Here is a 25,543-nt window from a genome sequence, read left to right as displayed (position 1 = left end):
GGAATCGGTATGCGGCGCGGTTCGGCGGGTTCTGAAACATGGTTGCATATGGCCGGTCGGAAAGCAGGTCGGTCATACTTTGCATCGGCATTGTGCCTGCCGGCGTTTCTGCCGGTTCCGGTGCGGGCGGTCTGTTAGATGACGCTGGACCCGATCCGGCGGGACTTGTCGGCTATCCGTGCCGCACGTTGTCCCGAGTTTCCGCAGCGAATGCGGCCGGCGGCATTTCTCCGATCAGCCCGCGAATCACGACCGAGGCGCAGTGGCAGCCGAAGACGGCCGGCATGTAGGAGATCGTGCCGACGTTCGACTTCTTGTTCGTCTCCTCGCACAGCATCATCGAGCCTTCGCGCACGGGCTCGTCCGAGAATACGACGTAGAATCCCGTCCGGATACCCATCTTGTGCAGGCGCTTGCGTAGCATGTGCGCGAGCGGACAGTGATGCGACCGGGCGATGTCCTCGATCCGTACCCGCGTCGGGTCGGTTTTCGCTCCGGCCCCCATCGAGCTGACGACCGGAATGTCCCGCTCGAGACAAGACCGGATCAGGCCCGCCTTGGGCGAGAGGGTGTCGATCGCGTCGACGACGTAGTCGAACCCTTCGTCGAGCAGCGTCTCGGTCTCCTCGTCGCGGATGTATCTTCGTACGACCGTCAGTCGCAATCCCGGGTTGATGTCCAGCAGCCGTCGGGCCATGACCTCGGCTTTCGGCTCGCCGACCGTGCTGTGCAAGGCCGGCAGCTGGCGGTTGATGTTCGATTCGGACACCGCATCGGCATCCGCTATCGTCATGGTTCCGACGCCGGCCCGCGCGATCGCTTCGGCCGCATAGGCCCCGACGCCGCCGAGTCCGACGACCAGTACGCGGGCGTTTCGCAATCGTTCGATGCGGTCGCTTCCCAGCAACAGTTCCGTGCGTTGCATCCATTCTTTCATAGGCCGAACAGGTTCAGGTAGTTCGTATGAACGGCGTCGCGGAGCGATTCGGCCGGTTCGTTCCGGATGTCGGCGGCCCGGCGGTAGACCGACTCGATCTCCTCCCCGGACATATCGGTTTCCAGAAACAGCCTGTCGGAAGGTATGCTTCGCAGCGTCCGGCGGGTTTTGGGCGACCGTTCGACCGTTTTGCCGAACGACAGATACCAGCCTCTGTCGAGCAGTTGCGACGCGAGCTGTTCGGAGCCGGTAAAGCCGTGTACGATGACCGGCAGCGGGAACCCGCTCAGCATGGCCTTCAGATCGTCGTAAGCCCTCACGCAATGTACGATCAGCGGCAGGCCGAGCTCGGCGGCCAGATCCCTCTGGCGGGCGAGCCATGTCCGTTGCGCTTCCCTGTCGATGTCCGTCGCATAGTCCAGCCCGACTTCGCCGACGGCTGCCGGTTGCAGCTCCCTGATTCCGTCGAGCCATTCGCGTTGCGCACGCTCCGCATCCCAAGGGTGGATTCCGGCCGAAATTTTGCCGTCGGTGCTGTCGGGAAAGTCGATCCCGATACGCAGGCTGCGGATGCCAGGTCGGCCATCGAGCGGCCGATGCGTGTGAATATCTACCCAATAGGAGTTCACGTACGTAAAAATGATTAGTTTTGCGAATACAAAGATAGCAAACGCTGTACAATGGGCAATCGATCGTTTCTCGCGGCATGGAGCGCTTTCGCGCTCGTTTTCTTCGGCTGTTCTTCCTGCGGGGAGAAGCGAATGCCGGCCTCGCGGACGGAAGCGTTTGCGGAAAACGGTCGGCGAAGCCTGACGCTGATCTTTACGGGCGACCTGATGCAGCACATGCCTCAGGTGTTCGCCGCCCGGCAGCGGGACGGTTCGTTCGACTATACCTCCTGTTTTTCCCGGCTGAACAACTATTTTTCGAGCGCCGATTTCGTCATTGCCAATTTGGAGACGACGCTCGGAGAGGAGCCTTATTCCGGTTATCCCCGTTTCCGATCGCCCGAGGCGCTGGCCGGCGCGATGCGCCGTGCCGGGGTAGATGTCGCCGTGCTGGCCAACAATCACATTTGCGATCGGGGAGCGGAGGGAATACGCTCGACGCTGGCTGCACTCGACGAGGCCGGGTTACTCCATACGGGCGCCTTCGCCGACAGCGTTCCGCCGCGCGAGAGGCATCCTCTGATGCTCGAAAAGGGAGCGTTCCGGGTCGCGCTGCTCAATTATACCTACGGAACGAACGGCTTGCCCGTTCCGTCCGGGTGTCGCGTGAACGGCATCGACACGGTGGCTATTCGCCGCGAGATCGCCTTGGCCCGGCAGGACGGAGCCACTCATGTCGCGCTGTTCGTTCATTGGGGAAACGAGTACGAGCGACTGCCCGGCCCCCGTCAGCGCGAGCTGGCGGCGGCTTTCCACCGCTGGGGCGCCGATCTGGTGATCGGATCGCATCCGCATGTCGTGCAGCCGGCGGAAACGATCGAGGATTCGGCAGGAAACGTACGCGGGGCGACGGTCTACTCGATGGGCAATTTCGTGTCGAACCAGCGTTTCCCGGATACGGACGGCGGCCTGTCGGTCCGCGTGACGCTGACGCTCGACGAACAGGGCCGGACATCCTGCCGCCCAGAGTACTTGATCGTTTGGACTTGCATTTCGCGCGACCCGAACAGCGCCTCCGGCCGTCGCTACGATATCGTGCCGAGCTACTCGCGCGAAACGGTCGCGCCCGAGCATCGCGACGCTTTCGACCGGTTCGTCGAGCGTACGCGCCGGCACATGGAGCGTCACGGCCGCGGCTTTACGGAGATACGATGCGACTACTGATGCGCCGTTTTTTGCGAATCGGCGGCCATGGAATGCGGGCTGCCGTTTCCGTTTCGGGGGGGGGTAGAGCAGGGCGGAGCGGTTCCGCTTTGGAGGAACCCGCTGATGACCGAATGTTGATAATTCGTGCCTTTTGTCGAGCAATAAGCCTCCGGGCAAACGCTGAAAAAAGAAATTTTAGTGTTATATTTGTAACGGTAAATTAAAACCTAATCTTATATTGATGAAATTGTACCTGTTGTGGGCGGCGGTTTTCGTGGCGACGGCAGCCGTGGCGAAGGGACCGGCAAAGGAAAAGGAGAAAAAAGACAAGAAAGCGGAGACCTATGTGTTCCAAGACGTGAAGACCGTTCCGGTCACATCGGTCAAGGATCAGTCTCGCTCGGGCACATGCTGGAGCTTCTCGGGTATGGGCGAGGTCGAGAGTGACCTGCTCGTCCGGGGTAAGGGAGAGCACGATCTGGCGGAGATGTGGATCGTCCGCAACGCATATTTCGAAAAAGCCGTACGCTATGTCCGCATGCACGGCAGCGCCAATCTGGGCGGCGGAGGCACGTTGAACGACGTGGTGTATATCATCGACCGTTACGGCATCGTGCCCGAGGAGGTTTATCCCGGCCTGCGTTACGGAACCGACCGGCATGTGCACGGCGAGTTGGATGCGGTCATCAAGGCGTATGTCGACGCCGTGGTGGAAAATCCGAACAAGTCGCTCTCGACCGCTTGGCAGGACGGGCTGAACGGCATTTTGGACGCCTATCTGGGGCCTCGTCCCGAGAAGTTCGCCTACAGGGGCAAGGAGTATACGCCGAAGAGTTTCGCCGAGGAGCTGGGCATTCGTTCCGACGACTACGTGCTGCTGACCTCGTTCACGCATCATCCCTTTTACGAGCCGTTCGCGCTCGAAATTCCCGATAACTGGAATGCCGCGCTGTCCTATAACGTAACGATCGACGACTTGCGCCGGATCGTCGACGCGTCGCTCGAGAAAGGCTATGCGGTCAACTGGGCGTCGGACGTCAGCGAGAAAGGGTTTGCCTATAACAAGGGTTTCGCCATCGTGCCGGTGGCGAAAGTCGAGGAGATGAGCGATTCGGAGAAAGGGAAGTGGACGAAGCTGACCGAGGAGGAGCTCCGCAAGATGACGCTCGATCTGAGCGGCATGCTGCCCGAGAAGACGATCACGCAGCAGATGCGCCAGCAGGCGTTCGACAATTACGAGACGACCGACGATCACGGCATGCTGATCATGGGCGTGGCGGAGGACCAGAACGGCAATCAGTACTATAAGGTGAAAAACTCTTGGGGCGATACGGGAGCCTACCACGGCTATCTGTATGCGTCCGTGCCGTTCGTGCTCTATAAGTCGACGGGCATCATGGTGCGTAAGGACGTGTTGCCCGAGGACCTCAAAGCCAAGCTCGGTATTCGCTGAGCCTGGAGGCCGGAACGGTTTTCCGTGCCGGCTTTTTCATGTCGGCGAAGGCCGTCCGAACAGGGATACACCACCATGTTTACTAACTAAAACTCATATCTATACAGTATGTCGCAAGTCATCAAATTGAAAAAGGGTCTCGACATAAGGCTCGAGGGCGAGCCGCGCAGGGAGCTGAAGCGTCTGCCCTTGGTGCATGCCTATGCCGTGCGGCCGGACGACTTTCTCGGCATTACGCCGAAACTGCTCGTGCGAGTGGATGACACGGTGAAGGCCGGGACTCCGCTGTTTTTCGACAAGTATCGTCCGCAAGTGCTGTTCACCTCTCCGGTCAGCGGCCGCGTGACGGCCGTCAACCGAGGAGAGAAGCGGCGGATACTCGACATCGTGATCGCTCCCGAGGCGGAGCAGTCTTACGAGGCGTTCGATGTGCCGTCGGTCGAGGCGGCCACGAGGGAGAACGTTACCTCGGCGCTGCTTTCTTCGGGCCTTTGGCCGATGATCGTTCAGCGTCCCTACGGAATCATAGCCGATCCGCAAAGTACGCCCAAGTCCGTATTCGTATCGGGTTTCGACAGCGCTCCGCTGGCGCCCGACATGAATTTCGCGCTCGAGCAGCAGTTGGACGATCTGAACCTCGGCTTTGCCATGCTTTCGAAACTGACGGCCGGTCCCGTGCATTTGGGACTCGACGCCGACGCGCCGAAAGGGGTATTGGAGCAGGTAAAGGGGGTTGAGAAGCACTATTTCAGCGGGCCTCATCCGGCAGGCAATGTCGGCGTGCAGATACACCATGTGGATCCCATCAGCAAGGGCGAGATCGTGTGGACCGTCGATATTCAGAATGTCGCGCTGATCGGCCGCTTCTTCCGCACGGGCCGGGTCGATCTGCGTAAGATCGTCGCGCTGACCGGGTCCGAGATACTCGAGCCCCGCTACTACGAGGTGATCTCGGGCGCGCCCGTTTCGAGCATCGTACGCAAGGCCGATGTGCGCAACGCGTCCGACGGGCACGGTTACCGGATCATCAGCGGCAACGTGCTGACGGGCCGTCGGGTCGAGCCGGACGGCTATCTGGGGTTCTACGGCAATCAGGTGACGGTGATTCCCGAGGGCGATCATTTCGAGTTTCTGGGCTGGGGCATGCCCCGGCTCGATAAGTTCTCCGTCTCGCGCAGCTATTTTTCGTGGCTTACGCCTCGCAAGCGGTACGTGCTCGACACGAATATGAACGGAGGCGTCAGGGCCTATGTCGTGACGGGGCTCTACGACAAATATCTTCCGATGGACATTTATCCGCTCTATCTGCTCAAGGCCATACTGGCCGGCGACATCGACAAGATGGAGAATCTGGGTATTTACGAAGTGATCGAGGAGGACTTCGCGCTGTGCGAGTTCGTCGATCCGTCGAAAACCGCCATGCAGCAGATTATCCGTCAGGGTATCGACCTGATGATCAAGGAGCTTAACTAACCCGCACCGAAAATGAAAGGAATAAGAAAACTGATGGATAGAATCAAGCCGAGCTTCGAGAAGGGGGGCCGGTTTGAAAAATTGCACTCGACGTTCGATGCGTTCGAGACATTTCTGTTCGTGCCCGATCATGTGACGCGCAACGGCAGCCATATCCGCGACAGCATCGATCTGAAGCGGGTGATGATCGTCGTCGTCATGGCGCTGATGCCGGCCTTGCTTTTCGGCATGTACAACACGGGCCTGCAGCATTTCCGCGCGACGGGCGTTGCGGACGCCTCGCTGTGGACCTGTTTCGGCTTCGGTTTCTGGAAGGTGTTGCCCATTATCGTCGTATCGTACGTCGTGGGCCTCGGCATCGAGTTCGTTTCGGCCCAGATCCGCGGTCACGAGGTCAACGAGGGCTTTCTGGTCAGCGGCCTGCTGATTCCGCTGGTGATGCCGGTCGACGTGCCGCTGTGGATGGTGGCCGTCGCGACCGCTTTCGCCGTCATCATCGGCAAGGAGGTGTTCGGGGGAACGGGCATGAATGTCTTCAATCCCGCCCTGCTGGCGCGGGCGTTCATCTTCTTCGCCTATACGCCCTACATTTCCGGCGAGAAAATCTGGATTGCCGGCCTGACCAAGGGCGAGGGGATCGTCGACGGCTTTTCGGGGGCCACGCCGCTGACAGACGCCGCTTCGGCCGTACTGACCGGCTCGTCGCAGATACAATGGACGCAAGGCGGCCCGTGGGACTGGTTCTTGGGAACGATTCCGGGATGCATAGGCGAGACCTCGACGCTCGCGATCCTGATCGGAGCCGTCATCCTGCTTTGGACCGGCGTGGCCAGCTGGCGGATCATGCTGAGCGTGTTCGCCGGCGGATACCTGACCGGCCTGCTGTTCAATCTGATCGGCCTGAATGCGTACATGAATATTCCGGCCTACTATCACCTGATTTTGGGCGGCTTCGCTTTCGGAGCCGTGTTCATGGCGACCGATCCGGTGACCGGGAGCCAGACCAACACCGGCAAATGGATTTACGGATTTCTGATCGGCGCATTGGCCGTGCTGATCCGCGTCGTCAATCCGGGCTATCCGGAGGGTATGATGCTTTCGATCCTGTTCATGAACGCCGTCGCTCCGCTGATCGACTACTATGTCGTACAGGCCAATGTCCGTCGCCGGAACCGTCGTTTGAAACCCGCTAAATAACGTGCAACGCTATGAATAAGAACAGCAATACCTATATAATCGCCTACGCGGCGGTCATGGTCGTGATCGTCGCGGCGGTGCTCTCGTTCGCGGCTTTGTCGCTCAAGGGCGTACAGGCCGAGAACGCGAGGGTCGAGAAAATGGGGGATATTCTCCGCTCGATCGGCGAGGGCGGCGACGCCGATCTGGTAAAAGACAAGGCGGCCTACATCAACGAGCAGTATAAGAAATACATCGTCGACAGCTATGCCGTCAATGTCGAGGGCGATCGGGTCGATGGAGCGAACGCGTTCGCCTTGCTGACGAACCTGAAGGCCGAATACGACAAGCCTGCCGCCGAGCGCAGCCTGCCCGTTTTCGTCAGCCGGAACGACGAAGGCGTCACGAGCTACGTGATTCCCGTTTGGGGAGCCGGTCTGTGGGGGCCTGTCTGGGGCTATGTCGCGCTGGCCGACAACTGGGATACCGTCAACGGAGTCGTCTTCGATCATAAGAGCGAGACTCCGGGGCTGGGCGCCGAGATTTCGACGGCCGCCTTTCAGGCTCAGTTCAAGGGCAAGCATATTCTCGAGAACGGCCGGGTCGTGGCCATACGGCTCGTTAAGGGCGGAGCGCCCGACGACGATCCGTATGCGGTCGATGCCGTCTCGGGCGGTACGCTGACGAGCGTAGGCGTGGAAAAAATGCTGAAAAATTGCTTGAGCGATTATGATGCTTATATCGAAAAGCAGCTCGGCGAGACGGCCGGGAACGAAGTGTCAACCAAAAATTCGGAAAGCCATGAGTAACCAAGAACGCGAGCCGCTTTTTTCGGCCAAAAACCTGAAGCTGCTGACCTCGCCTTTCGGACAGAATAATCCTATTACGGTACAGATATTGGGCATTTGCTCGGCGCTCGCCGTGACGGCCAAGCTGAAGCCTGCTTTCGTCATGGCTTTGTCGGTGACGGTCGTAACCGCTTTTTCGAACCTGATCATATCGTTGATCCGCAAGGGTATTCCGTCGCGGATCCGCATCATCGTCCAGCTGGTCGTCGTCGCCTCGCTGGTAATTCTCGTAGACCAGGTGCTCAAGGCTTACGTCTACGACGTGAGCAAGCAGCTTTCGGTCTTCGTCGGGCTGATTATCACCAATTGCATCATCATGGGGCGTATCGAAGCGTTCGCGCTGGGTAACAAGCCGTGGCCTTCGTTTTTGGACGGTCTCGGGAACGGTATGGGATACGGACTGATTCTGATCATTCTCGGATTCGTCCGAGAGTTGCTCGGCTCGGGTACGCTGTGGGGCTATCCTGTGTTCGAGAAGATCGGGCTGTATCAGACCGGGTACGTCAACAACGGCCTGATGATCCTGCCGCCGATGGCGCTGATTTGCGTCGGACTGATCATCTGGGTGCAGCGTAGCCGCAACCGTAATCTGATTGAGAAATAGTAAATCCGGCAGAACATGGAAAACATTATCAGCATATTCGTTCGGTCTATCTTCATAGACAACATGGTCTTCGCGTTCTTCTTCGGTATGTGTTCCTACATCGCCGTCAGCAAGAGCGTCAAGACGGCTATGGGACTCGGCATCGCCGTGACTTTCGTCATGGTGATGACCGTTCCGATCAACTATCTGCTCAACGAATACGTCCTTTCTCCGGGCGCGCTCGGCTGGATCGATCCGGCATACGGGCCGGGGGGCGCCAGCGAGATCGACCTGAGCTTTCTAAGCTTTATCATATTCATCGCCGTGATCGCCTCGTTCGTGCAGCTCGTCGAGATGGTCGTCGAGAAATTCGCTCCGGCGCTGTATAACCAGCTGGGTATCTTCCTGCCGCTGATCGCCGTGAACTGCGCGATTTTAGGCGGCTCGCTGTTCATGCAGGAGCGCGATTATGCTTCGATGGGAGAGGTTGTCTCTTTCGCGGCAGGATCGGGCATCGGCTGGTGGCTCGCTATCGTGCTGATCGCCGCCATTCGGGAGAAGATCGCCTACTCGAACGTACCGGCTCCGCTTCGCGGCGCGGGTATCACCTTCATTCTGACCGGTCTGATGGGGATTGCGTTCATGACGTTCATGGGGATTCAGTTGTAACTTAAAATCACAAGGTAGAGATGGGATTATCAATCATCATAGCAATCGCGGCATTTCTCGTAGTAACGCTCCTGCTGGTCGTTCTGCTGCTCTATGCCAAAGCGAAACTGACTCCTTCCGGAGAGGTCCGTATCGACATCAACGACGGAGAAAAACAACTGACCGTCGAGCCCGGCAGCACGTTGCTTACGACGCTCGGCAACAACGGGATTTTCCTCCCGTCGGCCTGCGGCGGCGGCGGTTCGTGCGGCATGTGCCGCTGTCAGGTGCTTGAGGGCGGCGGCGACATTCTGCCCACCGAGGTCAACTTCTTCACGCGTCGGCAGCAGGCCGAGAAATGGCGTTTGGGCTGTCAGGTCAAGGTAAAGGAGGATATGAAGATCAAGGTTCCCGAAGCCGTCCTCGGCGTCAGGAAATGGGAGTGCGAGGTGGTTTCTAACCGCAATGTGGCGACCTTTATCAAGGAATTCGTCGTCAAGCTGCCCGAAGGCGAGCATCTGAAGTTCCGCTCGGGAGGCTACATTCAGATCGACATCCCGAAATACGACGAGATCCGCTTCCGCGACTTCGACGTCGAACAGGAATACCGCGAGGACTGGGACCATATGAAAATGTGGGATCTGGTTACGAAGAATCCCGAGCCGACGTTCCGGGCCTACTCGATGGCCAATCATCCGGCCGAAGGCAACATCATCATGCTCAACATCCGTATAGCCACGCCGCCTTGGGACCGTACGGCAGGAGCTTTCATGAAAGTCAATCCGGGCATCTGCTCGTCCTATATCTTCTCGCGCAAGCCGGGCGACAAGGTGACTATCTCGGGTCCTTACGGCGAATTTTTCGTTAAGGATACTCCGAACGAAAAGATGTTCGTCGGCGGCGGTGCCGGCATGGCTCCGATGCGCTCGCATATCTTCCATTTGTTCAAAACCGAGAAAATTCGGACTCCGGTAACGTTCTGGTACGGGGCTCGCTCGAAGCGCGAGATTTTCTACGAGGAACAGTTCGAGGAGATCGAGAAGGAATTTCCGAACTTCAAGTTCCATATCGCGCTATCGGAACCCAAGGAGGAAGACAACTGGAAGGGTTACGTCGGTTTCATCCATCAGGTGATTTTCGACAACTACCTGAAGAATCACGAAGCGCCCGAGGATATCGAATACTATCTCTGCGGTCCGCCGATGATGACCGCCGCGATGACCAAGATGCTCGACAGTCTGGGCGTCCCGGAAGAGAACATCATGTACGACAATTTCGGTGCATAAGGGCCGATTCGTATCGTATTTGCAGAAAAGCCGGACGGCGGGGCAGGGTACGGCTCCGCCGTCCGGCTCTTCGGGATATTTTAAGGGGAAGGAACGGCCGGCCGGTGTTCTCTGCTTTTTCCCGTATCGGTCGTATGGGCGGATTACGGCGGTTCCGCTGCGGTTTTGCTCGGGCACGACGGAAAGGAGGCCGGTTTGCCTGCCGGTTATTTTGAGTGCGCTTATGAAAAAGATAGTCTTATTGTTTTGCTTGTCTGTCGCTTGCTGTTCGTGGAGCCTTTCGGGGGCTCGCCCGCCGTTGATCGGCGTGTCGGAGTCTTGCGACGAAGGCCGGGTTCGCGTTACGAGGACTTACGTCGATGCCGTGCAGGCGGCCGGAGGAATCCCCGTCGTCATTCCGCTGATGAGGGATACGGCCTGCCTGAGCCGTTTGTTTGAACGGCTCGACGGTTTGGTGCTGATCGGAGGAGGCGACGTCGATCCGGCCCGTTTCGATGCGGAGCCCTCCGCTGCGCTGGGGCATGTCGACACGGTTCGCGACGCATACGATTTCGCGTTGCTTGACCTTGCTCTGCGTCGGGATATTCCCGTGCTGGGCATTTGCCGCGGCGAGCAGCTGATCAATGTGGCTTTCGGCGGAACGCTGTACCAGGACCTGCCCAGCGAGTATGCCGACCGTTCGGTCAGCCACAGCCAGTCCCTGCCCTCGAGCAAGGCGACGCATGCGGTAGCCGTAGCCGAAGAGTCGCTCGTGCGACGGATTACCGGGTCGGATACGTTGTGGACGAACTCTTTCCATCATCAGGCCGTGCGCGATGTGGCGCCCGGATTCCGTGCGACGGCCTGCACGCGCGACGGAGTCGTCGAGGCGATCGAGCCGCTCGATCCGCGGATTCGCGTGCTCGGCGTACAGTTTCATCCCGAGGCTCATACTGCGGCGGGCGATACGACGATGCGGAAATTTTTCGTCCACTTGGTCCGGGAAGCCGCGCGCGAGATGTCCGGTTCCCCGGCCGGACGAAAGCGTTGAGGTGGCGGTACGTCGGGGTGAAGGTTTGTCCTGCGGGTGCGGACCGGAGCGGCTCGGTGGGGAGGTTTTGCGGGGGCATATCGGAGTCCCTGTTGCGTAAGGGCGGACATCGGACGGAAAATTTGTTCAGATATACTGTCGGTTATGAAGATTTTAACGGGTAGTCGGATTCGTGAGGCCGATCGCTATACGATCGCCCGCGAGCCGATCGACAGCATCGCTCTGATGGAGCGTGCTTCGGAGAGTATCGCGCAGTGGGTGGCCGGGCATGTCCGGCCGGAGTGCCCGCTGGCTTTTTTCGTAGGCAAGGGCAATAACGGAGGGGACGGACTGGCCGTAGCCCGGATGCTGCACCGGGCAGGCTTTTCCTGCGCGGTATATCTCGCGTTCGGCCGGGATGAACTCTCCGAGGAGTGCCGATTCAATCTGGAGCGTCTTCCTCGCGGTCTGTCCGTGCGTCCGATGGCCGAGGCGTCGCTGCCGGAGGGTACGGTGATCGTCGATGCGCTGCTCGGGACGGGCGTGCGGGGCGAGTTGACCGAGCCCCTGCTCGGGGCGGTCCGACGGATCAATTCGAGCGGCTGCCGGGTCGTGTCGATCGATTTGCCGTCGGGAATGTTCTCCGAGTTCGGAAACGCCGGGCGTACGACGGTCCGGGCGACGACGACGCTGACGCTGGAGTTTCCGAAACTGGCCTTGCTGCTTCCGGAGGGGGGCGAGGCGGCCGGCGAGGTCGTCGTGTTGCCGATCGGCCTGAGCGAGGAGTATATGGATCGGGCCGAGTCTCTCTATTTCTATACCGACGCGGCGGCTGCGGCCCGCTTGCCTTTGTCCCGTCCGAAATTCGCCCATAAGGGGAACTGCGGACATGCGCTGCTCGTTTGCGGCTCGGAAGATATGGCCGGAGCCGCCGTTCTGGCGACGGGGGCCGCCCTGCGCTCGGGATGCGGGCTGGTGACCGTTCATCTGCCTCGGTCCGAAAGGGTGTCGGTCCATGCTAACTCGCCTTCGGCCATTGTCAGCGGCGATCCGGAACCCGTGTTTTCTCGGCTGCCGAGGGATATGGGGCGCTACGATGCGGTGGGAGTCGGTCCCGGAGTAGGGCAGGACCCCCGCTCTTTCGAGGCTCTGGAGGCTCTTTTGAGGGCCGGGCTGCCGGCCGTGATCGATGCCGATGCGCTGAATATGCTGTCAGCCCGTACCGAGCTTCAGCGGCTCGTCGCTCGCGGATCGATTCTGACGCCTCATTTGGGCGAGTTGCGCCGGTTGGCGGGGGATTGGGCCTCGGAAGACGAAAAGATCGAAAAAACGCGCGATTTGGCCTCCCGTCTCGGCTGTTGCGTGGTCGTGAAGGGCGCGCATACGATGGTCTGTTCTTCGGACGGTCGCTGCTTCTTCAATTCGTCCGGCAACCCGGGCATGGCCAAAGGCGGCAGCGGAGACGTGCTGACCGGTTTTCTGGCCGGTCTGCTCGCTCGCGGGTACGAGCCGCTGGCGGCTGCGATTCTGGGCGTTTACCTGCACGGCCGGGCCGGTGACAGGGCAGCCGATTATTACGGGCAGGAGGCGATGAATGCGGGCGATCTGATCGACTTCCTTTCGGAGGCGCAGCAGGAAATCTTCGGGCGGGACGACGGATAGGGCGGGGTATTTCTGATGCGCTCATGCCGTGCGCCGTTTAGATGCCGTACTGACGGGAGTATCGTGTCGAGAAAGCCGGGAGGCGGCCGTTTGAAAAGTCCGAGATAGCGGTCCGTTTCTTGAAGACATGCGCGAATATGCCTTGAGCGGGCGGCGAATAGTAAAGAGGGCGATTGCGGTGCGCGAGCGCGCCTTGCGTCGTCTTCCTCCGCATAAAATTTCCCGAATCCGCTTTTTTTATCTATCTTTGCTTCATTCAAATACTAAAAAATAGGTTATGGCAAGTATCAGGAGAATCAAGAGAGATATAGACTTTCTGGCCAACGAGGTGATTTCGGACTGCTATATGGCCCTCTACTTCAACGACGACGCCAAGCGCGAGCAAATCGTGGCCGTGATCGAGGAGGCGGTCGAGTTCCGCAATGAGCTGTTCGTGCGTGCGAATCACCCGGCGGACAAAAAGAACAGAAGCCTCGTGCGGAAGCATTACGCTCAGATGCGCCGCGAGATGATGTCCCGCGTGGATGCGATGTTCGAGAAGCTCAGCGGCATTTGCAAATAGCCTGAAAGTGCTCCGCACGTCTGTGCGGGAAGAATAGAAAAAAGTGCGGAGAAGCTCCCGGAGCTTCTCCGCGTGTTTTACGAGTGCTTTTCGAGCACCGTATGCGGCACGTCGCCGTGAAAGACGACCTGTATCGGGCAGTCGTAGTTGTGCAACTGCTCCGCCGTGATGCGGTTGGAGTCGTGTCGATGCACATGGCGGTTGACGCAGACGATTTGCTTGACATGGGAGGAAATCGTTCCCAGATCGTGCGATACCATGACGATGGCCATTTTGTCGTTGAATTGTTTGAGCAGCGCGTAAAGCTCCTTCTCGAACCGGTTGTCGACGAAATTGGTCGGTTCGTCCAGAATCAGCAGTTTCGGATCGGAAATCAGAGCCCGCCCGAGCAGGGCCCGTTGCAGTTGTCCGCCCGACAGGGCGCCGATCGGCCGTCGGGCGACCGATTCGATTCCGCAGATACGAAGCAGATTTTCGGCTTTTTCCCTGTCGGCGGAAGTGTACCGGCCGAACAGTTTCTTGCGTGCCTGAAGGCCCGAAAGAACGACCTCGCGCACCGAAATGGGGAACGTCTTATCCAGATCCGAAATCTGAGGCATATATCCGATACGGCGGTATCCGCCGCTCTCGATCTCTTTCGAGTAGGAGACTTTCCCCGTGTACGGAACCGCCTTGAGAATCGCCTTGACCAGCGTGGTCTTACCGCCGCCGTTCGGTCCGATGATCCCGAGAAAGTCTTGCTGATGAATATCCAGATAGACGTGGCTCAGCGCCTCGCACGCCCCGTATCGTACCGATACGTCATTGAGTTCGATCAGTTTGGTCATGGGCTATCGAATGGGCTATGAAAAGCAGGTTGGACGGAATGTCGTATCCCAGCGGGTCGATGGCTACCGTTTCGGCTTCCAGTTCGGACGCCAGCGCTTCGACCGTCGAGCGGCTGAACTGCCGTTGATAGAGAATCCGGGAAATTCGGGCGTTTCGGGCTTCGTCTACGAGCGTCCTGACATGGTTTCCGGAGGGCTCCTTGCCTTCGTCCTCGATGGCCAACTGAGTCAGACCGTAATCGCGGGCCATGTAGGAAAGGGCCGGATGGTAAATGACGAAGGTGCGGGGACCGTCGGCGAATATCGCTTGCAGTGCGTGGTCGAGCGAATCCATGCGGTTCGCGAAACGTTCGTAGTTCTCTCGGTAGCGGGTCGAGTCGGGGTACATGCTTTCGAGTTGGCTCAGGAGGGTCGCTGCCATGACGCGCAGATTGCGGGGCGAGGTCCAGATATGCGGATCGGTTCCGTGCCCGTCGTGTCCGTGCCCATGTCCGCCGGTCAGGACGGGCACGCTGTCTGCCGTGCGGACGATCCGTACGCCGGACATGTTTTCACGGATCGACCGCTCCAGATTATGCTCGAAGTCGAGCAGTCCGATCTCGACGTATGCCGCCGAGTTGGCCACTCGCTTCATCTGAGCCGGCGTAGGCTCGTAGGTTTCCGGACTGGCGGCCGGAGGGACCAGTACGTTGATCTCGAAATCGTCGCCTGCAATCTGGCGGGTCAGGAAATTCAGCGGCTCGATGCTGACCGACAACTGTTCGCGCGGCGGTTCGGCGACGGAGCAGGCGGCCAGCAGCATGCCTGACAGAATGGCCGGCAGGCATCTCTTCATAGCGTTTGACTTCAGAATATGCATTATCATTTTTCGCACTCCGGATATTTTCCCCAAAAGTACGCAAACTTTCGAGGATCGGGCGCTCCCGGTCCCGTTTTCGTGCGCGCTTCGCTCTATTTGAAATTTCTCGGACTGATTCCGAAGTGTTTTTTGAAGCAGGTCGAGAAATGGGAGTGCGTTCCGAACCCTGTCATCTCGGCGATTTCGTTCAGCGGAAACTGTCCTTCGCGGATCAGCTCGGCCGAGCGGTTCAGTCGGTATATGCGCAGGAAATCGTTCGGGGTCTGTCCCGTCAGTTGCTTGATCTTCCGATAGAAGCTGGTGCGGCTGAAACCGAGGTTTTTTCCTAAGGTGTTAACGCTCAGATCCTGATCGGAAAGATTCTCCTCGATGAACTTGTACAGTTTTTCCATGAATTTCTGATCCAGCGGGTGCAGATCGTTTCGATCCGGCGATTCCGGTTTCTCTTCCGCTACGGTCTGCGATATTTTTTCTTTTTGCGGCTCTTTTTCCAGTCTGTTCTCGACGATGCTTGCCAGTAGCTCGGCCTTGAAAGGCTTCGGCAGGCAGATATCCGCTCCGCTGTCATAGCCCGCGATCTGACCATCCGTTTCGGTCTGAGATAGCAGCAGAATGACGGGGATGCGGGCCGTATGGTCGTTGCCTTTCATCTTTCTGCACAAGTCGAACATCCTCGAAGCCGGACTCAGGTCGCATACGATCAGATTCGGGCGGATCTCTTCGGTCTTTTCGTATGCCTGTTGGCCGTCGGTCGCCGTAACGATCCGGCAACTCTGCATCAGGATCGTTCGGAGGAACAGACCGAGCTCCGGATCGTCGACGGCGACCAGAATCGTTCGATCCGGGGTCTTCCCCTCTCTGTCGTCCTCGGCCGGCGGTTGCGGAGGATTCAATGCGGGCAGGGACGAATCCGGAGCCGAATTCGGGTGTGAAGACTTGTCGTATCGGTCTGCCGGGAGAATGACGCTGTATACCGTGCCTTCCGTCTGGCGCCGTCGCGCGATGACTCTGCCGCCGTGCAGCTCGGTCAATTTTTTAACATAATGTAAGTCGATTCCGAACTCGTTTTGTATCTCCTCTTTGCCGGCCCGGCGATAACGCTCGAACAAATGGCTCAAATTTTCTTCGGACAACAGGCTTCCGTTGTCTATTATATTGATTTGAAGGTATTTGTCGTGGATTCCTTTGAGCCCGAAAATAGAGTCGGGTTCGACGGTTACCCGGAGTTCGATCCAGACCGTTGCGTTGGGGCGGATGTTTTTCAGCGTATGTCCGATCAGGTTGGCTGCTATCTTCTCCAGTTTGTCGGAATCGACCGGCAGGACCAGCGAGTCGTACGGGCAGTCCAAATGTATATCGATGTTTTTCTCTCCCGATATACGATTGAACCCGTTTATCACGTTCCGGATACGCGGTATGATGTCGGACGGACCGATCTGAAGTGTCAGTTGTCCCTGGTCCAGTTTCTCATAGTCGAGCTGCTGCTCGATCAATCGGATGAGGCGGAGGCTGTTGCGCTCGATTTCGGAGAGGCAGTAGGCATCGTGAGTCGGGACGGGATCCCTGCTGTCTCTGGTCCGTCGCAGCAGTTCGTTGACGGGGGCGTATATGAGCGTCAGCGGAGTGAACAGTTGCTGAGACACGTTGGTCAGGAATCGGATTTTGTTTTGGGCCGTTTTCAGTTCCTGTTCCTGCTGCGATCGGATCATGGCCTCCCTTTCTTTCGCCAGTTTTTTATCTATATGGGCCTTGACGACGAAATAAGCGGCCGTGATGATAAGTAAGACGGCAACCGCGATTGCTATCGGGTTGATCCATGGCAGGTCGGCGTCCGCTAAGGAAGAAGAGGTGGCCAGTATCCACATGTCGGTTTCCATGAAGAGGTTCTTTTGGTTCTGATGACGCTTGCCGGCGTGTAGCGCTTATTTTGCCGGGATAGGATATCAATTTACTCCAATCGTTCGTTTATATTGAACATTCTTGCTATTTTTGAGATGGCGAATGCGGCGGAACGGATGCTTGTTTTTTGAATTCGTGCCGGATAAGAGCGGGGCAATGCTGTTTGTCGGATGTTTTGTTGTGTTTTAACATGTTGATTTTTATTGTTTTATGTTGTTTTGATTCAAACGACTTCTTTGTTGACCGTGTATTCTTCACTCCGTTCTCGACGTGGGCGGCACCTTTTTCTTAAAAAGTCCGTTTGCGGGTCGGAAAAGAGACAAAGGGAATACTTTTGAAACAAATGTAATAATTATTGGCGAATATTGAACGTTTGCGATATATTTTGGTATGGATTGACAAGAACGATTATTAGCTATTATGTAATATTGTATAAGCAAAAATGCGGGATGAAAATGTCCGTATGACCTACTGTTTCAAACATTATTAACTTAAACTTCAAAATAGAGTGTATGACAAAATGCAGATGAGAATGAGAGATCGGATTTTAAACTTGAAAACTACCATTTTAATGAACTAACTTATGATGAAAAAATTACTAATCTTGTGTTTATTTTGCTTTTGCACCCTTTACGGTATGGGGCAAAATATGGTATCGGGAACGGTGGTCGATGAATCCGGGAATGGGGTTATCGGCGCGACCGTTCTCCTGAAAGGCACAACGAAGGGTGTTATGACGGGCCCGGGGGGACTTTTCTCGATTGACGTCGATAAGTTTCCGGCCGAGCTGGCGATCAGTTTTCTCGGTTATGTTCCTCAAAACCAAACTGTCAAAGGTCCTGTCAAGGATCTGAGGATTGAGCTGGAGACCGAACAGCAGGCGCTCGACGAGACGGTCGTGATCGCTTACGGTACGCAGAAAAAGGCGTCCGTGGTCGCTTCTCTTTCTTCGGCGACGGCCAAGGACATCATGAAGGCGCCCGTCGGCAACGTCGGATCGGCTCTGACCGGACGTTTGACCGGTCTGACCACGATGCAGAACTCGGGTCAGCCGGGTGCGGAGGCTCCGACGATCCGAATCCGAGGAAAGGCTACGCTGAACAATGCGGACCCGTTGGTTATCGTCGACGGTGTCGAACGTTCGTCGGGCGGACGTATTCAGGAAAGCGCGAATGCCGACCTGATGAAAGGATATATGTCGGGCTGGGAAACGATCAACCCGAACGATATCGAGTCCGTGACGATTCTGAAGGACGCTTCCGCGACCGCCGTGTACGGTGTGAAGGGCGCCAACGGCGTACTGATCATCACGACGAAGAAAGGTTTGAGCGGCAAGGCGACCGTTACCTATTCGGGTAGCTTCGGTCTGTCGGTGCCGACTCGTCTGCGTCACAATATCGGCTCTTATGCATATCTCTATTATCAGAACGAAATGGGTTATAACGACGGTACGGGCGCTACGACCAGTTTCGAGGACCTGATGAAATACCGCTACCATTTCAACGACTACCTCTATCCGAGCATGGACTATGCGGACTATGTACTGAAGAAGTATTCGCCCAAGACCGAGCACAACGTGAGCGTCCGGGGCGGTAACGACTTCGTTAAGTATTACGCTTCGGTAGGTTATTACAGCGAGGACGGTCTGGTGAAGAAAAAAGCGGGTTATGGTTTCAACCCGAATAACGAATACCGCCGTTTGTCTCTGAGAACCAACCTCGACTTCCAGTTCACCAAGAGGCTGTCCGCCAGCATCAATATCGACGGACGTTTCGAGCGCCGTCAGGGTAACAACTCGCCGGGCGACAACCAGTTCTTCTGGAAGCTCTATCAGGCCAAGCCTTGGTCGACGGCCGGTTTCGACGCGGACAACCGTTACATCGTTACCGGAACGGACCCCAATCCGACGATCATCACGATGCTGTTCGCCGGAGGTAACTACACCCGCAATCAGGTGACCGCCAATACGGTCTTCTCGCTGAAGTACGACCTCGATTTCATTACCAAGGGACTTCCCGCTCAGGGTAAGTATTCGTTCGACAGTTTCAGCGATGCAGGTTATAACCGCCAGCGTCAGTATGCCACCTATCGTCCGATCGAGCTGGAGGACGGAACGATCTATATGCAGAAGAGCGGCAACGACGGTCCGCTGACTTCGAGTGCTGTTGGTTCCCAGAAGCGCCGCAAGGAGTACGCCGAGGTATCGTTGAATTACGCTCGCTCGTTCGGCGATCATAGCGTAACCGCTTTGGCGATGTACAACATGGAGAAAAGCCGCTACTACGAGTCTTCTTTCGCCGATGTCCCGCATGCCTATCTGGGCTTCGTAGGACGTGCTACCTATAATTATAAGAGCCGCTACTTCCTCGACTTCAGCATCGGTATCAACGGTTCCGAGAACTTCCCGAAAGGGCAGCGCTTCGGTACGTTCCCCGCAGTGGCTGTGGGCTGGGCTATTTCGGAAGAGCCTTTCATGGAAAGCATCCGCAAGACGGTCAGCTTCCTGAAGATCCGCGGTTCCTACGGTGAGGTAGGTAACGACCGGACGAACTCGCGCTTCCTCTATCTGCCTACGACGTTCGGCGGTCTTCCCGGAGGTACCGTGTACTATGTCGGAGACCAGAGTAACCCGCAGCACACTACGCTGAGACCTATTCAGGAGGGTAAGGCTCCGAACTACAATGTGACGTGGGAAACGGCTAAGAAGTACAATCTCGGTATCGACGCCAAGTTCTTCGACGACCGTCTCAGCTTCGTGTTCGATATTTACAAGGAGATGCGTTCGGACATTCTGACCGATATGGTGACCTATCCGTCTTTCGTATTCCCCGATTTCCAGACGAATGCTCAGGCCAACGGCTACCATACTCTTTATCTGACGAACAAGGAAAACTACGCTAAGGTACGGAACCAGGGATTCGAGGTCGAACTCGGATGGGACGGTACGATCGGCAAGAATTTCTCCTATTTCGTAAAGGGGTCCTATGCTTACACGATCAATAAGACTTTGCAACTTTCCGAAAGCTCGAAGGATTATCCCTATCAGTATGCGACGGGCCATATGCTGGATGAAATATCCGGTCTGATCTGCGAGGGTATTTTCGACAGCTACGAAGAGATCAACGATCCGAACAATCCGTACAACACCTATAATCTATAATCCGAATCCCGTGCCGGGCGACCTGAAGTTCAAGGACGTGAACGGCGACATGAAGATCGACGACAAGGACGGCGTTTATTTCGGTAACTCGAATATGCCCCGTTCGACGTTTACGGCTTCGCTGGGATTCAACTACAAGGGTTTGGACTTTTCGATGCTGTTTCAGGGAGGCGCCGGCTTCTACTATATGCCTCAGCAGGAGAACCGGGTACACTTCTTCGAGGGCGGTGCCGCTTTCGGCGGTGTGGAAGAGCGCTGGACTCCGACGGGACGCAGCAAGTGGTATCCGATCCTGCACACGACGAACAACCAGCAGAGCGGTAACTTCGTGAACTCGAGCTTCTGGGCTTACGACGCGACTTACCTCCGGTTGAAGAATGTCGAGCTGGGCTATAACCTGCCTCAGAAGTGGATGAAGTCGATCGGCATCGACAACCTTCGGGTGTTCCTGACGGCTCAGAACGTATGGACATGGACTCCTACCCACCAGATGAAGAACTTCGATCCTGAAAGTATTCAGCACCGTACTTTGTTCTATCCGCTTATGCAGATCTATAACGTAGGTGTTTCCATTACCTTTTAATTAAAAAGATAATACAACGATGAAAACAAAAATAGCATTATTATTATTGTCGGCATCTTCGTTGATGTGGTCTTGTCAGGACTTCTTGGAGGAACCGAGCGACGTGTCCGGACAGACGGAAGCGGTGGTGTTCTCTACCATCGAGAATGCCGAAAAAGTGCTGGCCGCGCCTTACTCGTCGCTTCCGTGGGGCTGGCCCTGCTTGAACGGTAACGGTCCTTGGAGTCAGGGTATCCTGATCTACTTCGCTCCGATTTCGTGCGCTTCCGACGAGGCCGATACGGCTTTGGAGGGCGGTTATAACTTCGTACATCCTCAGTACCACGAAGGTCTGCTGACTGCCGGTACGATCAATCCCTATCGTGAAGACAAATGGGATTACGACTGGTTTGCCATTCGTAACGCATGGTACTTCTACGACAAGGTGGATATGGTGAACGACGGTACGCCTCAGAGTTATATCAATCAGCGTAAGGCCGAGGCTTTGGGGCTGGTCGCTCAGCGCTATTACGAAATGTTCAAGCGCTACGGCGGTCTGCCTTGGATCGACCATTACGTTACGATGGGCGAATCGGTCGATATGTCCCGTATGTCGATTTCGCGGACGGTCGATTCGATATGCAGCCTGCTCGACCGGGCGATCGCTATGCCCGAGCTCCCCGAGCGTAACGCAGTGAATGAGTTCGGCCGTGTGAACAAGGTGGCTCTGCGTATGCTGAAGGCCCGCGTCCTGCTGTGGTCGGCCAGCCCGCTGTTCAATCCCGAGAACAACCAGTCGTACTATCCGAGCTTTAGCAAGCAGGAGCTGATCAAGCACGAGACCTACGACAAGAATCGTTGGCAGGAAGCGGCTGATGCTTGCCTCGAGGCGATCAATGCGGCTCACGGAGCCGGATATGCGCTCTATACTAAATATGGCGATCCGGTGAAAGACTACAAGGCTGCCGTGACCGAATTCCCCGACATCGACGCCAGCGGAAAGGCGAAAGGCAATCCCGAAATCATCTGGGGTACCCGCCCGGCCGACTCTTACGCCAGCGAGGCTTACCAGTCCGGATCGCGCGTGACCATCTGGTCTACGCTTAAGAAGTTGAGAGGAACGGTCGGCACCTATCTGATTCCGTTGCAGAATATGGTCGACAAATACGAGCTGCGCGACGGTAGCGACCAGCCTTCCGACTATTGGCAGAATGTCAGCGATCCTTACAATAACCTGGACCGCCGGTTCAACGCGACTATCTATCATCATGGCTACAGTTTGGGCAAGAACATAGGTCCTTTCATCCTCGACATGAGAATGGAGCCTGCCGGAGACCAGTATCCTGAAGGTAAGCAGGCTTTCACCGGCTACTATCTCGCCAAGTTCTTCGATGACGATTACATCGCAGGTTTGGGCAACTATCCGCAGGCTTTCTGGCCTTACATGCGTTTGTCCGATCTTTACCTGATGTACGCCGAGGCGCTCAACGAGGTGGATTATGCCAGCAACTCGACGGAAATTCTTCGGTACGTGAACATGGTCCGCGAGCGTGCCGGCCAGCCCAAGCTGGAGAATAAGCCCGGCTTCCAAGCCAATCAGGCTTACGTTCGCGAATGCATCCGCAAAGAGCGTATCGTCGAGCTTTGCTATGAGGATCAGATTTATTTTGACTACAAGCGCTGGAAAGTGGGCGACAAGTACATCGGAGGCAATATGTACGGTATGAAGATTACCGGCGACATGGAAAATCCGACTTTCTCGAAATTCCTTTACGAGACGCGCGTATGGTCGTCGAAGTGGTATCTGTTCCCGCTCTATCAGACGGACGTTCTGACAACGAACGGTGTATTGGCACAGAACCCGGGATGGTAGTAATTAATTTCTAAATCGAGACTACGATATGAAAAAACATATAAATGACAAGGTGAAAAGTTGCTTTGCATCGTTCCTGATCTTGTTTGTGTCCGCGACGACCGTCAAGGCCGAAGGACCTAAAACGGGAGCTTTCGCAGAGATTCCGACTTTGGGAGACACGCTTCGCGCATCCGAAAGGATGGTGGACGTGGCTTACGGCAAGCAAAAATACGACGCAGTGACTTCGTCGATGAGCACGGTCCATGCCGACGAGCTGAGAAAGTCGACGGCTACGTCGATAGGCGAGGCCCTGATCGGCCGTCTGCCCGGTCTGATCGTTAAAAAAGGCTCGTACGAGCCGGGAGGAGACGAACCGAGCATCTACATCCGGGGACTCAATACCTACGGTGGCGCGAATACGCCGCTGGTGATCGTCGATGGTTTCAGGACGGAGTACAACCAGCTTTCCCTGTATGAGATCGAAAGCATCTCGGTTCTGAAGGACGCGGCTGCGGTCGCTCTGTACGGACAGCAGGCTGCCAACGGAGTCCTGTTGGTAACGACCAAGCGCGGTTTTGTCGGAAAGACGACGATCGACGTGAACGTCAACGTCGGGTGGCAGGAATTCGCCAACAAGCCCGATATGCTGAATGCGTACGAGTACGCCGTGCTGCACAATCAGGCGCGTACCAACGACGGTCTGCCTGTCTTGTACGACCCGATCACCGACCTCCCGAACTACGGCAAGGGCGGAGTGTACCAGTACACGCATCCCGACAACAACTACTTCGACGAGATATTCAAGAAGTCGACTCTGATCTCGAACGTCGGCATCAATATCGGCGGCGGTACGAAAGCCGTGCGGTACATGGTGACGGCCGGCTACATGCACAACGGCGGTATGTTCAATCATACCGACCTGAACGACTATACCACTCAGGTGCGGATGAACCGTTTCAATCTGCGGAGTAACTTGGACGTCAACATCACCAAGAACCTCTCTGCGCAGATCGATATGGGAGGCCGTGTCGACAGCCGTCGTTTCCCCGGTAGCACCACCGCGAGCATTCTCGACGCTACCATGCGTACTCCGCCTCAAGAGTATCCGTTGGTGAACCCGGACGGCTCGCTGGGCGGCACGTCCCGCTATACGAACAACCCGCTGGGTCTGGTCGCGCACAAGGGTTACCAAACCAGGCTCTACCGCAACTTGGATATGACGCTGAAACTGAAGTACGATTTCGGCGAAACGGTCAAGGGACTTTCGGTCGGCATCGGCGGTTCGGCGATGAATGCGATGCTTGTGGCCGACGACAAGTTGCGCAACTTTGCGGTATTCGATATTACGGGGGCTCCGGATCCCGTGACCGGCGCGGGCGAGTATGCGTACCGCCAGTACAACGACGATACGGACCTCTCTTGGCAGAGCTCCGTGAACTACCAGTATCAGCGTCTCAACTTCGAGGCTTTCGCTGCGTACAACCGGACTTTCGGCGACCACTCGGTCGACGCCATGCTGATGTATCACATGGACCGTTATCAGCAGAGCGGAAGCTACTATAAGTTCAATACGGCCGGTTTCGGATTCCGTGCGCACTACGGATTCAAGGATCGTTACTTCGCCGAGTTCGCAGCCAGCTACTATGGCGAGGAACAGTATATGCCGGGGCGCCGTTTCGGCTTCTTCCCCGCCGGAGCGTTGGCTTGGGTGATTTCCAAGGAGAACTTCCTGAAGGACAGTAAGGTGGTCAACTACCTGAAACTGCGCGCTTCGTACGGCAAGGTGGGCGGTTCGGCTTTCACCGGAGGTTCTGCCACCGATCGTATCTTCTATCAGCAGTTCTATTACAATTCGGGCACTTACACTTTCGGTGTGCCGGGCACGACGACCTCAATCGGAGGTACGTTCGAGGATATGCTGGCTAACCCTTTCATTACTTGGGACAAGTCGTATAAGACCGATATCTCGATCGAAGGTACTTTCTTCAACCACGTCAACCTGATGTTCGATTATTTCCACGATGTGCGTAAGGATATCCTTACCCGGAACACGGGCTCGCAGCCTCTCACGATGGGTATAGAGCGAGCCAGCTGGGGTAACGGCGGCGAAGTGACCAATCGCGGTTACGAGGCTACGCTCGAGGTGTTCGGCCATGCCGGCGATTTCGAGTACTCGGTTCAGGGCGGCATCTGGTACAATCACAACATCATCAACAAGCGGCCGGATGCGAATCTTTACGACCTCAATACGCAGAAGTATCTCTCTTGGATCGGCAAGGCCGTAGGACAGAAGTGGGGCCTTTTGTGCGACGGCTTCTATACGGCCGAGGATCTCGACAACATGACGGCCATTCCTTCCTACGGTTCCGTACAGGAAGGCGATGCGCGCTATGTCGATGTGAATAATGACGGTATGATCGACAGTTTCGATGTCGTTCCTATGGGGTATCAGGACCTTCCCCAGTATACCTATACTTTCAGCCTGAACCTGAAGTATAAGAACGTCTATCTGTACGCTATGGGACAAGGAACGATCAACAGCTCGATCATGCTGACCAATGCTGCCGATACTTTCTTGCCGTTCTGGAACAATAACAATGCGTTCCAGTATGCCAAGCAAAGCTGGACGCCCGAGACGGCCGCTACGGCCGTACTGCCGCGGTTGTCTACGCTGAATAACCCGAACAACTCGCAGGCCAGCACGGTATGGCTGCGGTCGAACGACTATTTCAAGCTTCGCAACCTGGAGATCGGTTACGAATTCCCGCAGAAATGGATGAAGGAGATCGGTTTCCGTGGAGCCAAGGTGTATTTCAGGGGACAGAATCTGTTTACGATCAGTCGCGAGATGGATTTCATCGATCCGGAAACCTTCACTGGTTATCCTGCCACTCGTTCGTACAGTATTGGACTCAGTCTGACATTCTAAC

General features: G+C 56.5%; 20 protein-coding genes. 15 read left to right on the top strand and 5 right to left on the bottom strand.

Translation table 11 applies throughout. The features are described 5' to 3' along the window. Nucleotides 1–172: 172 nt before the first annotated feature. Complete coding sequence (locus NQ491_RS02610; RefSeq protein WP_019244891.1) at nt 173–937, bottom strand: tRNA threonylcarbamoyladenosine dehydratase; 765 nt, start codon at nt 935–937, stop codon at nt 173–175. Next, nucleotides 934–1,566 (bottom strand): TatD family hydrolase, encoded by a 633-nt coding sequence (locus tag NQ491_RS02605; protein WP_019244892.1) that lies wholly within the window; start codon nt 1,564–1,566, stop codon nt 934–936. The genes NQ491_RS02610 and NQ491_RS02605 overlap by 4 nt, the downstream gene beginning before the upstream one ends. Nucleotides 1,567–1,617: 51 nt before the next feature. Between NQ491_RS02605 and NQ491_RS02600 the strand changes: the two genes are divergently transcribed. From NQ491_RS02600 to NQ491_RS02550, 11 genes are all read left to right on the top strand, one after another. After that, a complete protein-coding gene (locus NQ491_RS02600; protein ID WP_019244893.1) occupies nt 1,618–2,769 on the top strand; it encodes a CapA family protein in 1,152 nt (383 codons plus the stop codon). A 223-nt stretch (nt 2,770–2,992) separates the two neighbouring features. Next, nucleotides 2,993–4,204 carry a C1 family peptidase gene (locus NQ491_RS02595; RefSeq protein WP_019244894.1) on the top strand — a complete coding sequence of 404 codons (1,212 nt, stop codon included), beginning with the start codon at nt 2,993–2,995 and terminating at the stop codon, nt 4,202–4,204. Nucleotides 4,205–4,312: 108 nt separating this feature from the next. Continuing rightward, nucleotides 4,313–5,677 carry a Na(+)-translocating NADH-quinone reductase subunit A gene (locus NQ491_RS02590; RefSeq protein WP_019244895.1) on the top strand — a complete coding sequence of 455 codons (1,365 nt, stop codon included), beginning with the start codon at nt 4,313–4,315 and terminating at the stop codon, nt 5,675–5,677. 12 nt (nt 5,678–5,689) lie between these two features. Further along, nucleotides 5,690–6,874: an NADH:ubiquinone reductase (Na(+)-transporting) subunit B gene (locus NQ491_RS02585; protein WP_026089495.1), complete on the top strand. Its 1,185-nt coding sequence runs from the start codon at nt 5,690–5,692 to the stop codon at nt 6,872–6,874. An 11-nt stretch (nt 6,875–6,885) separates the two neighbouring features. Next, nucleotides 6,886–7,662 (top strand): NADH:ubiquinone reductase (Na(+)-transporting) subunit C, encoded by a 777-nt coding sequence (nqrC, locus tag NQ491_RS02580; protein ID WP_019244897.1) that lies wholly within the window; start codon nt 6,886–6,888, stop codon nt 7,660–7,662. Continuing rightward, on the top strand, nt 7,655–8,305 hold the full coding sequence (locus NQ491_RS02575; protein ID WP_019244898.1) for an NADH:ubiquinone reductase (Na(+)-transporting) subunit D: 651 nt from the start codon (nt 7,655–7,657) through the stop codon (nt 8,303–8,305). The genes nqrC and NQ491_RS02575 overlap by 8 nt, the downstream gene beginning before the upstream one ends. 15 nt (nt 8,306–8,320) lie before the next feature. Further along, nucleotides 8,321–8,953, top strand: a complete 633-nt coding sequence (nqrE, locus tag NQ491_RS02570; RefSeq protein ID WP_019244899.1) for an NADH:ubiquinone reductase (Na(+)-transporting) subunit E — start codon at nt 8,321–8,323, stop codon at nt 8,951–8,953. Between the two features lie 20 nt (nt 8,954–8,973). Beyond that, nucleotides 8,974–10,218 carry an NADH:ubiquinone reductase (Na(+)-transporting) subunit F gene (nqrF, locus tag NQ491_RS02565; protein WP_019244900.1) on the top strand — a complete coding sequence of 415 codons (1,245 nt, stop codon included), beginning with the start codon at nt 8,974–8,976 and terminating at the stop codon, nt 10,216–10,218. 223 nt (nt 10,219–10,441) lie between these two features. Further along, nucleotides 10,442–11,248: a gamma-glutamyl-gamma-aminobutyrate hydrolase family protein gene (locus NQ491_RS02560; RefSeq protein WP_147524892.1), complete on the top strand. Its 807-nt coding sequence runs from the start codon at nt 10,442–10,444 to the stop codon at nt 11,246–11,248. A 144-nt stretch (nt 11,249–11,392) separates the two neighbouring features. Beyond that, nucleotides 11,393–12,889: a bifunctional ADP-dependent NAD(P)H-hydrate dehydratase/NAD(P)H-hydrate epimerase gene (locus tag NQ491_RS02555; RefSeq protein ID WP_019244902.1), complete on the top strand. Its 1,497-nt coding sequence runs from the start codon at nt 11,393–11,395 to the stop codon at nt 12,887–12,889. Nucleotides 12,890–13,166: 277 nt separating this feature from the next. Then, nucleotides 13,167–13,451, top strand: a complete 285-nt coding sequence (locus NQ491_RS02550) for a hypothetical protein (RefSeq protein ID WP_019244903.1) — start codon at nt 13,167–13,169, stop codon at nt 13,449–13,451. A 77-nt stretch (nt 13,452–13,528) separates the two neighbouring features. On the opposite strand, the gene NQ491_RS02545 is transcribed toward NQ491_RS02550, so the two are convergent. The 3 genes from NQ491_RS02545 to NQ491_RS02535 all read right to left on the bottom strand — a co-directional run bounded on the left by NQ491_RS02545 (nt 13,529) and on the right by NQ491_RS02535 (nt 17,014). Next, on the bottom strand, nt 13,529–14,278 hold the full coding sequence (locus tag NQ491_RS02545; RefSeq protein ID WP_019244904.1) for a metal ABC transporter ATP-binding protein: 750 nt from the start codon (nt 14,276–14,278) through the stop codon (nt 13,529–13,531). Then, on the bottom strand, nt 14,253–15,113 hold the full coding sequence (locus NQ491_RS02540; protein ID WP_019244905.1) for a metal ABC transporter solute-binding protein, Zn/Mn family: 861 nt from the start codon (nt 15,111–15,113) through the stop codon (nt 14,253–14,255). Before NQ491_RS02540 ends, NQ491_RS02545 begins: the two co-directional genes overlap by 26 nt. A 116-nt stretch (nt 15,114–15,229) precedes the next feature. Continuing rightward, nucleotides 15,230–17,014: a hybrid sensor histidine kinase/response regulator transcription factor gene (locus NQ491_RS02535; RefSeq protein ID WP_019244906.1), complete on the bottom strand. Its 1,785-nt coding sequence runs from the start codon at nt 17,012–17,014 to the stop codon at nt 15,230–15,232. 605 nt (nt 17,015–17,619) lie between these two features. Here NQ491_RS02535 and NQ491_RS02530 point away from each other — a divergent pair. From NQ491_RS02530 to NQ491_RS02515, 4 genes are read left to right on the top strand one after another with little or no spacing between them, the layout of a single operon-like run. Then, nucleotides 17,620–20,196 (top strand): SusC/RagA family TonB-linked outer membrane protein, encoded by a 2,577-nt coding sequence (locus NQ491_RS02530; protein ID WP_326929310.1) that lies wholly within the window; start codon nt 17,620–17,622, stop codon nt 20,194–20,196. Nucleotides 20,197–20,206: 10 nt separating this feature from the next. After that, nucleotides 20,207–20,779 (top strand): hypothetical protein, encoded by a 573-nt coding sequence (locus NQ491_RS02525; protein ID WP_259800666.1) that lies wholly within the window; start codon nt 20,207–20,209, stop codon nt 20,777–20,779. Between the two features lie 19 nt (nt 20,780–20,798). Beyond that, nucleotides 20,799–22,631 carry a RagB/SusD family nutrient uptake outer membrane protein gene (locus NQ491_RS02520; protein WP_081587382.1) on the top strand — a complete coding sequence of 611 codons (1,833 nt, stop codon included), beginning with the start codon at nt 20,799–20,801 and terminating at the stop codon, nt 22,629–22,631. Nucleotides 22,632–22,659: 28 nt separating this feature from the next. After that, complete coding sequence (locus NQ491_RS02515) at nt 22,660–25,542, top strand: SusC/RagA family TonB-linked outer membrane protein (RefSeq protein ID WP_019244909.1); 2,883 nt, start codon at nt 22,660–22,662, stop codon at nt 25,540–25,542. Nucleotide 25,543: the final 1 nt, after the last annotated feature.

This window comes from Alistipes ihumii AP11, assembly GCF_025144665.1.
Taxonomy (GTDB): domain Bacteria; phylum Bacteroidota; class Bacteroidia; order Bacteroidales; family Rikenellaceae; genus Alistipes_A; species Alistipes_A ihumii.
Note: the sequence above shows the minus strand (reverse complement) of the source record. Positions and strands in the feature narration are given on the sequence as shown.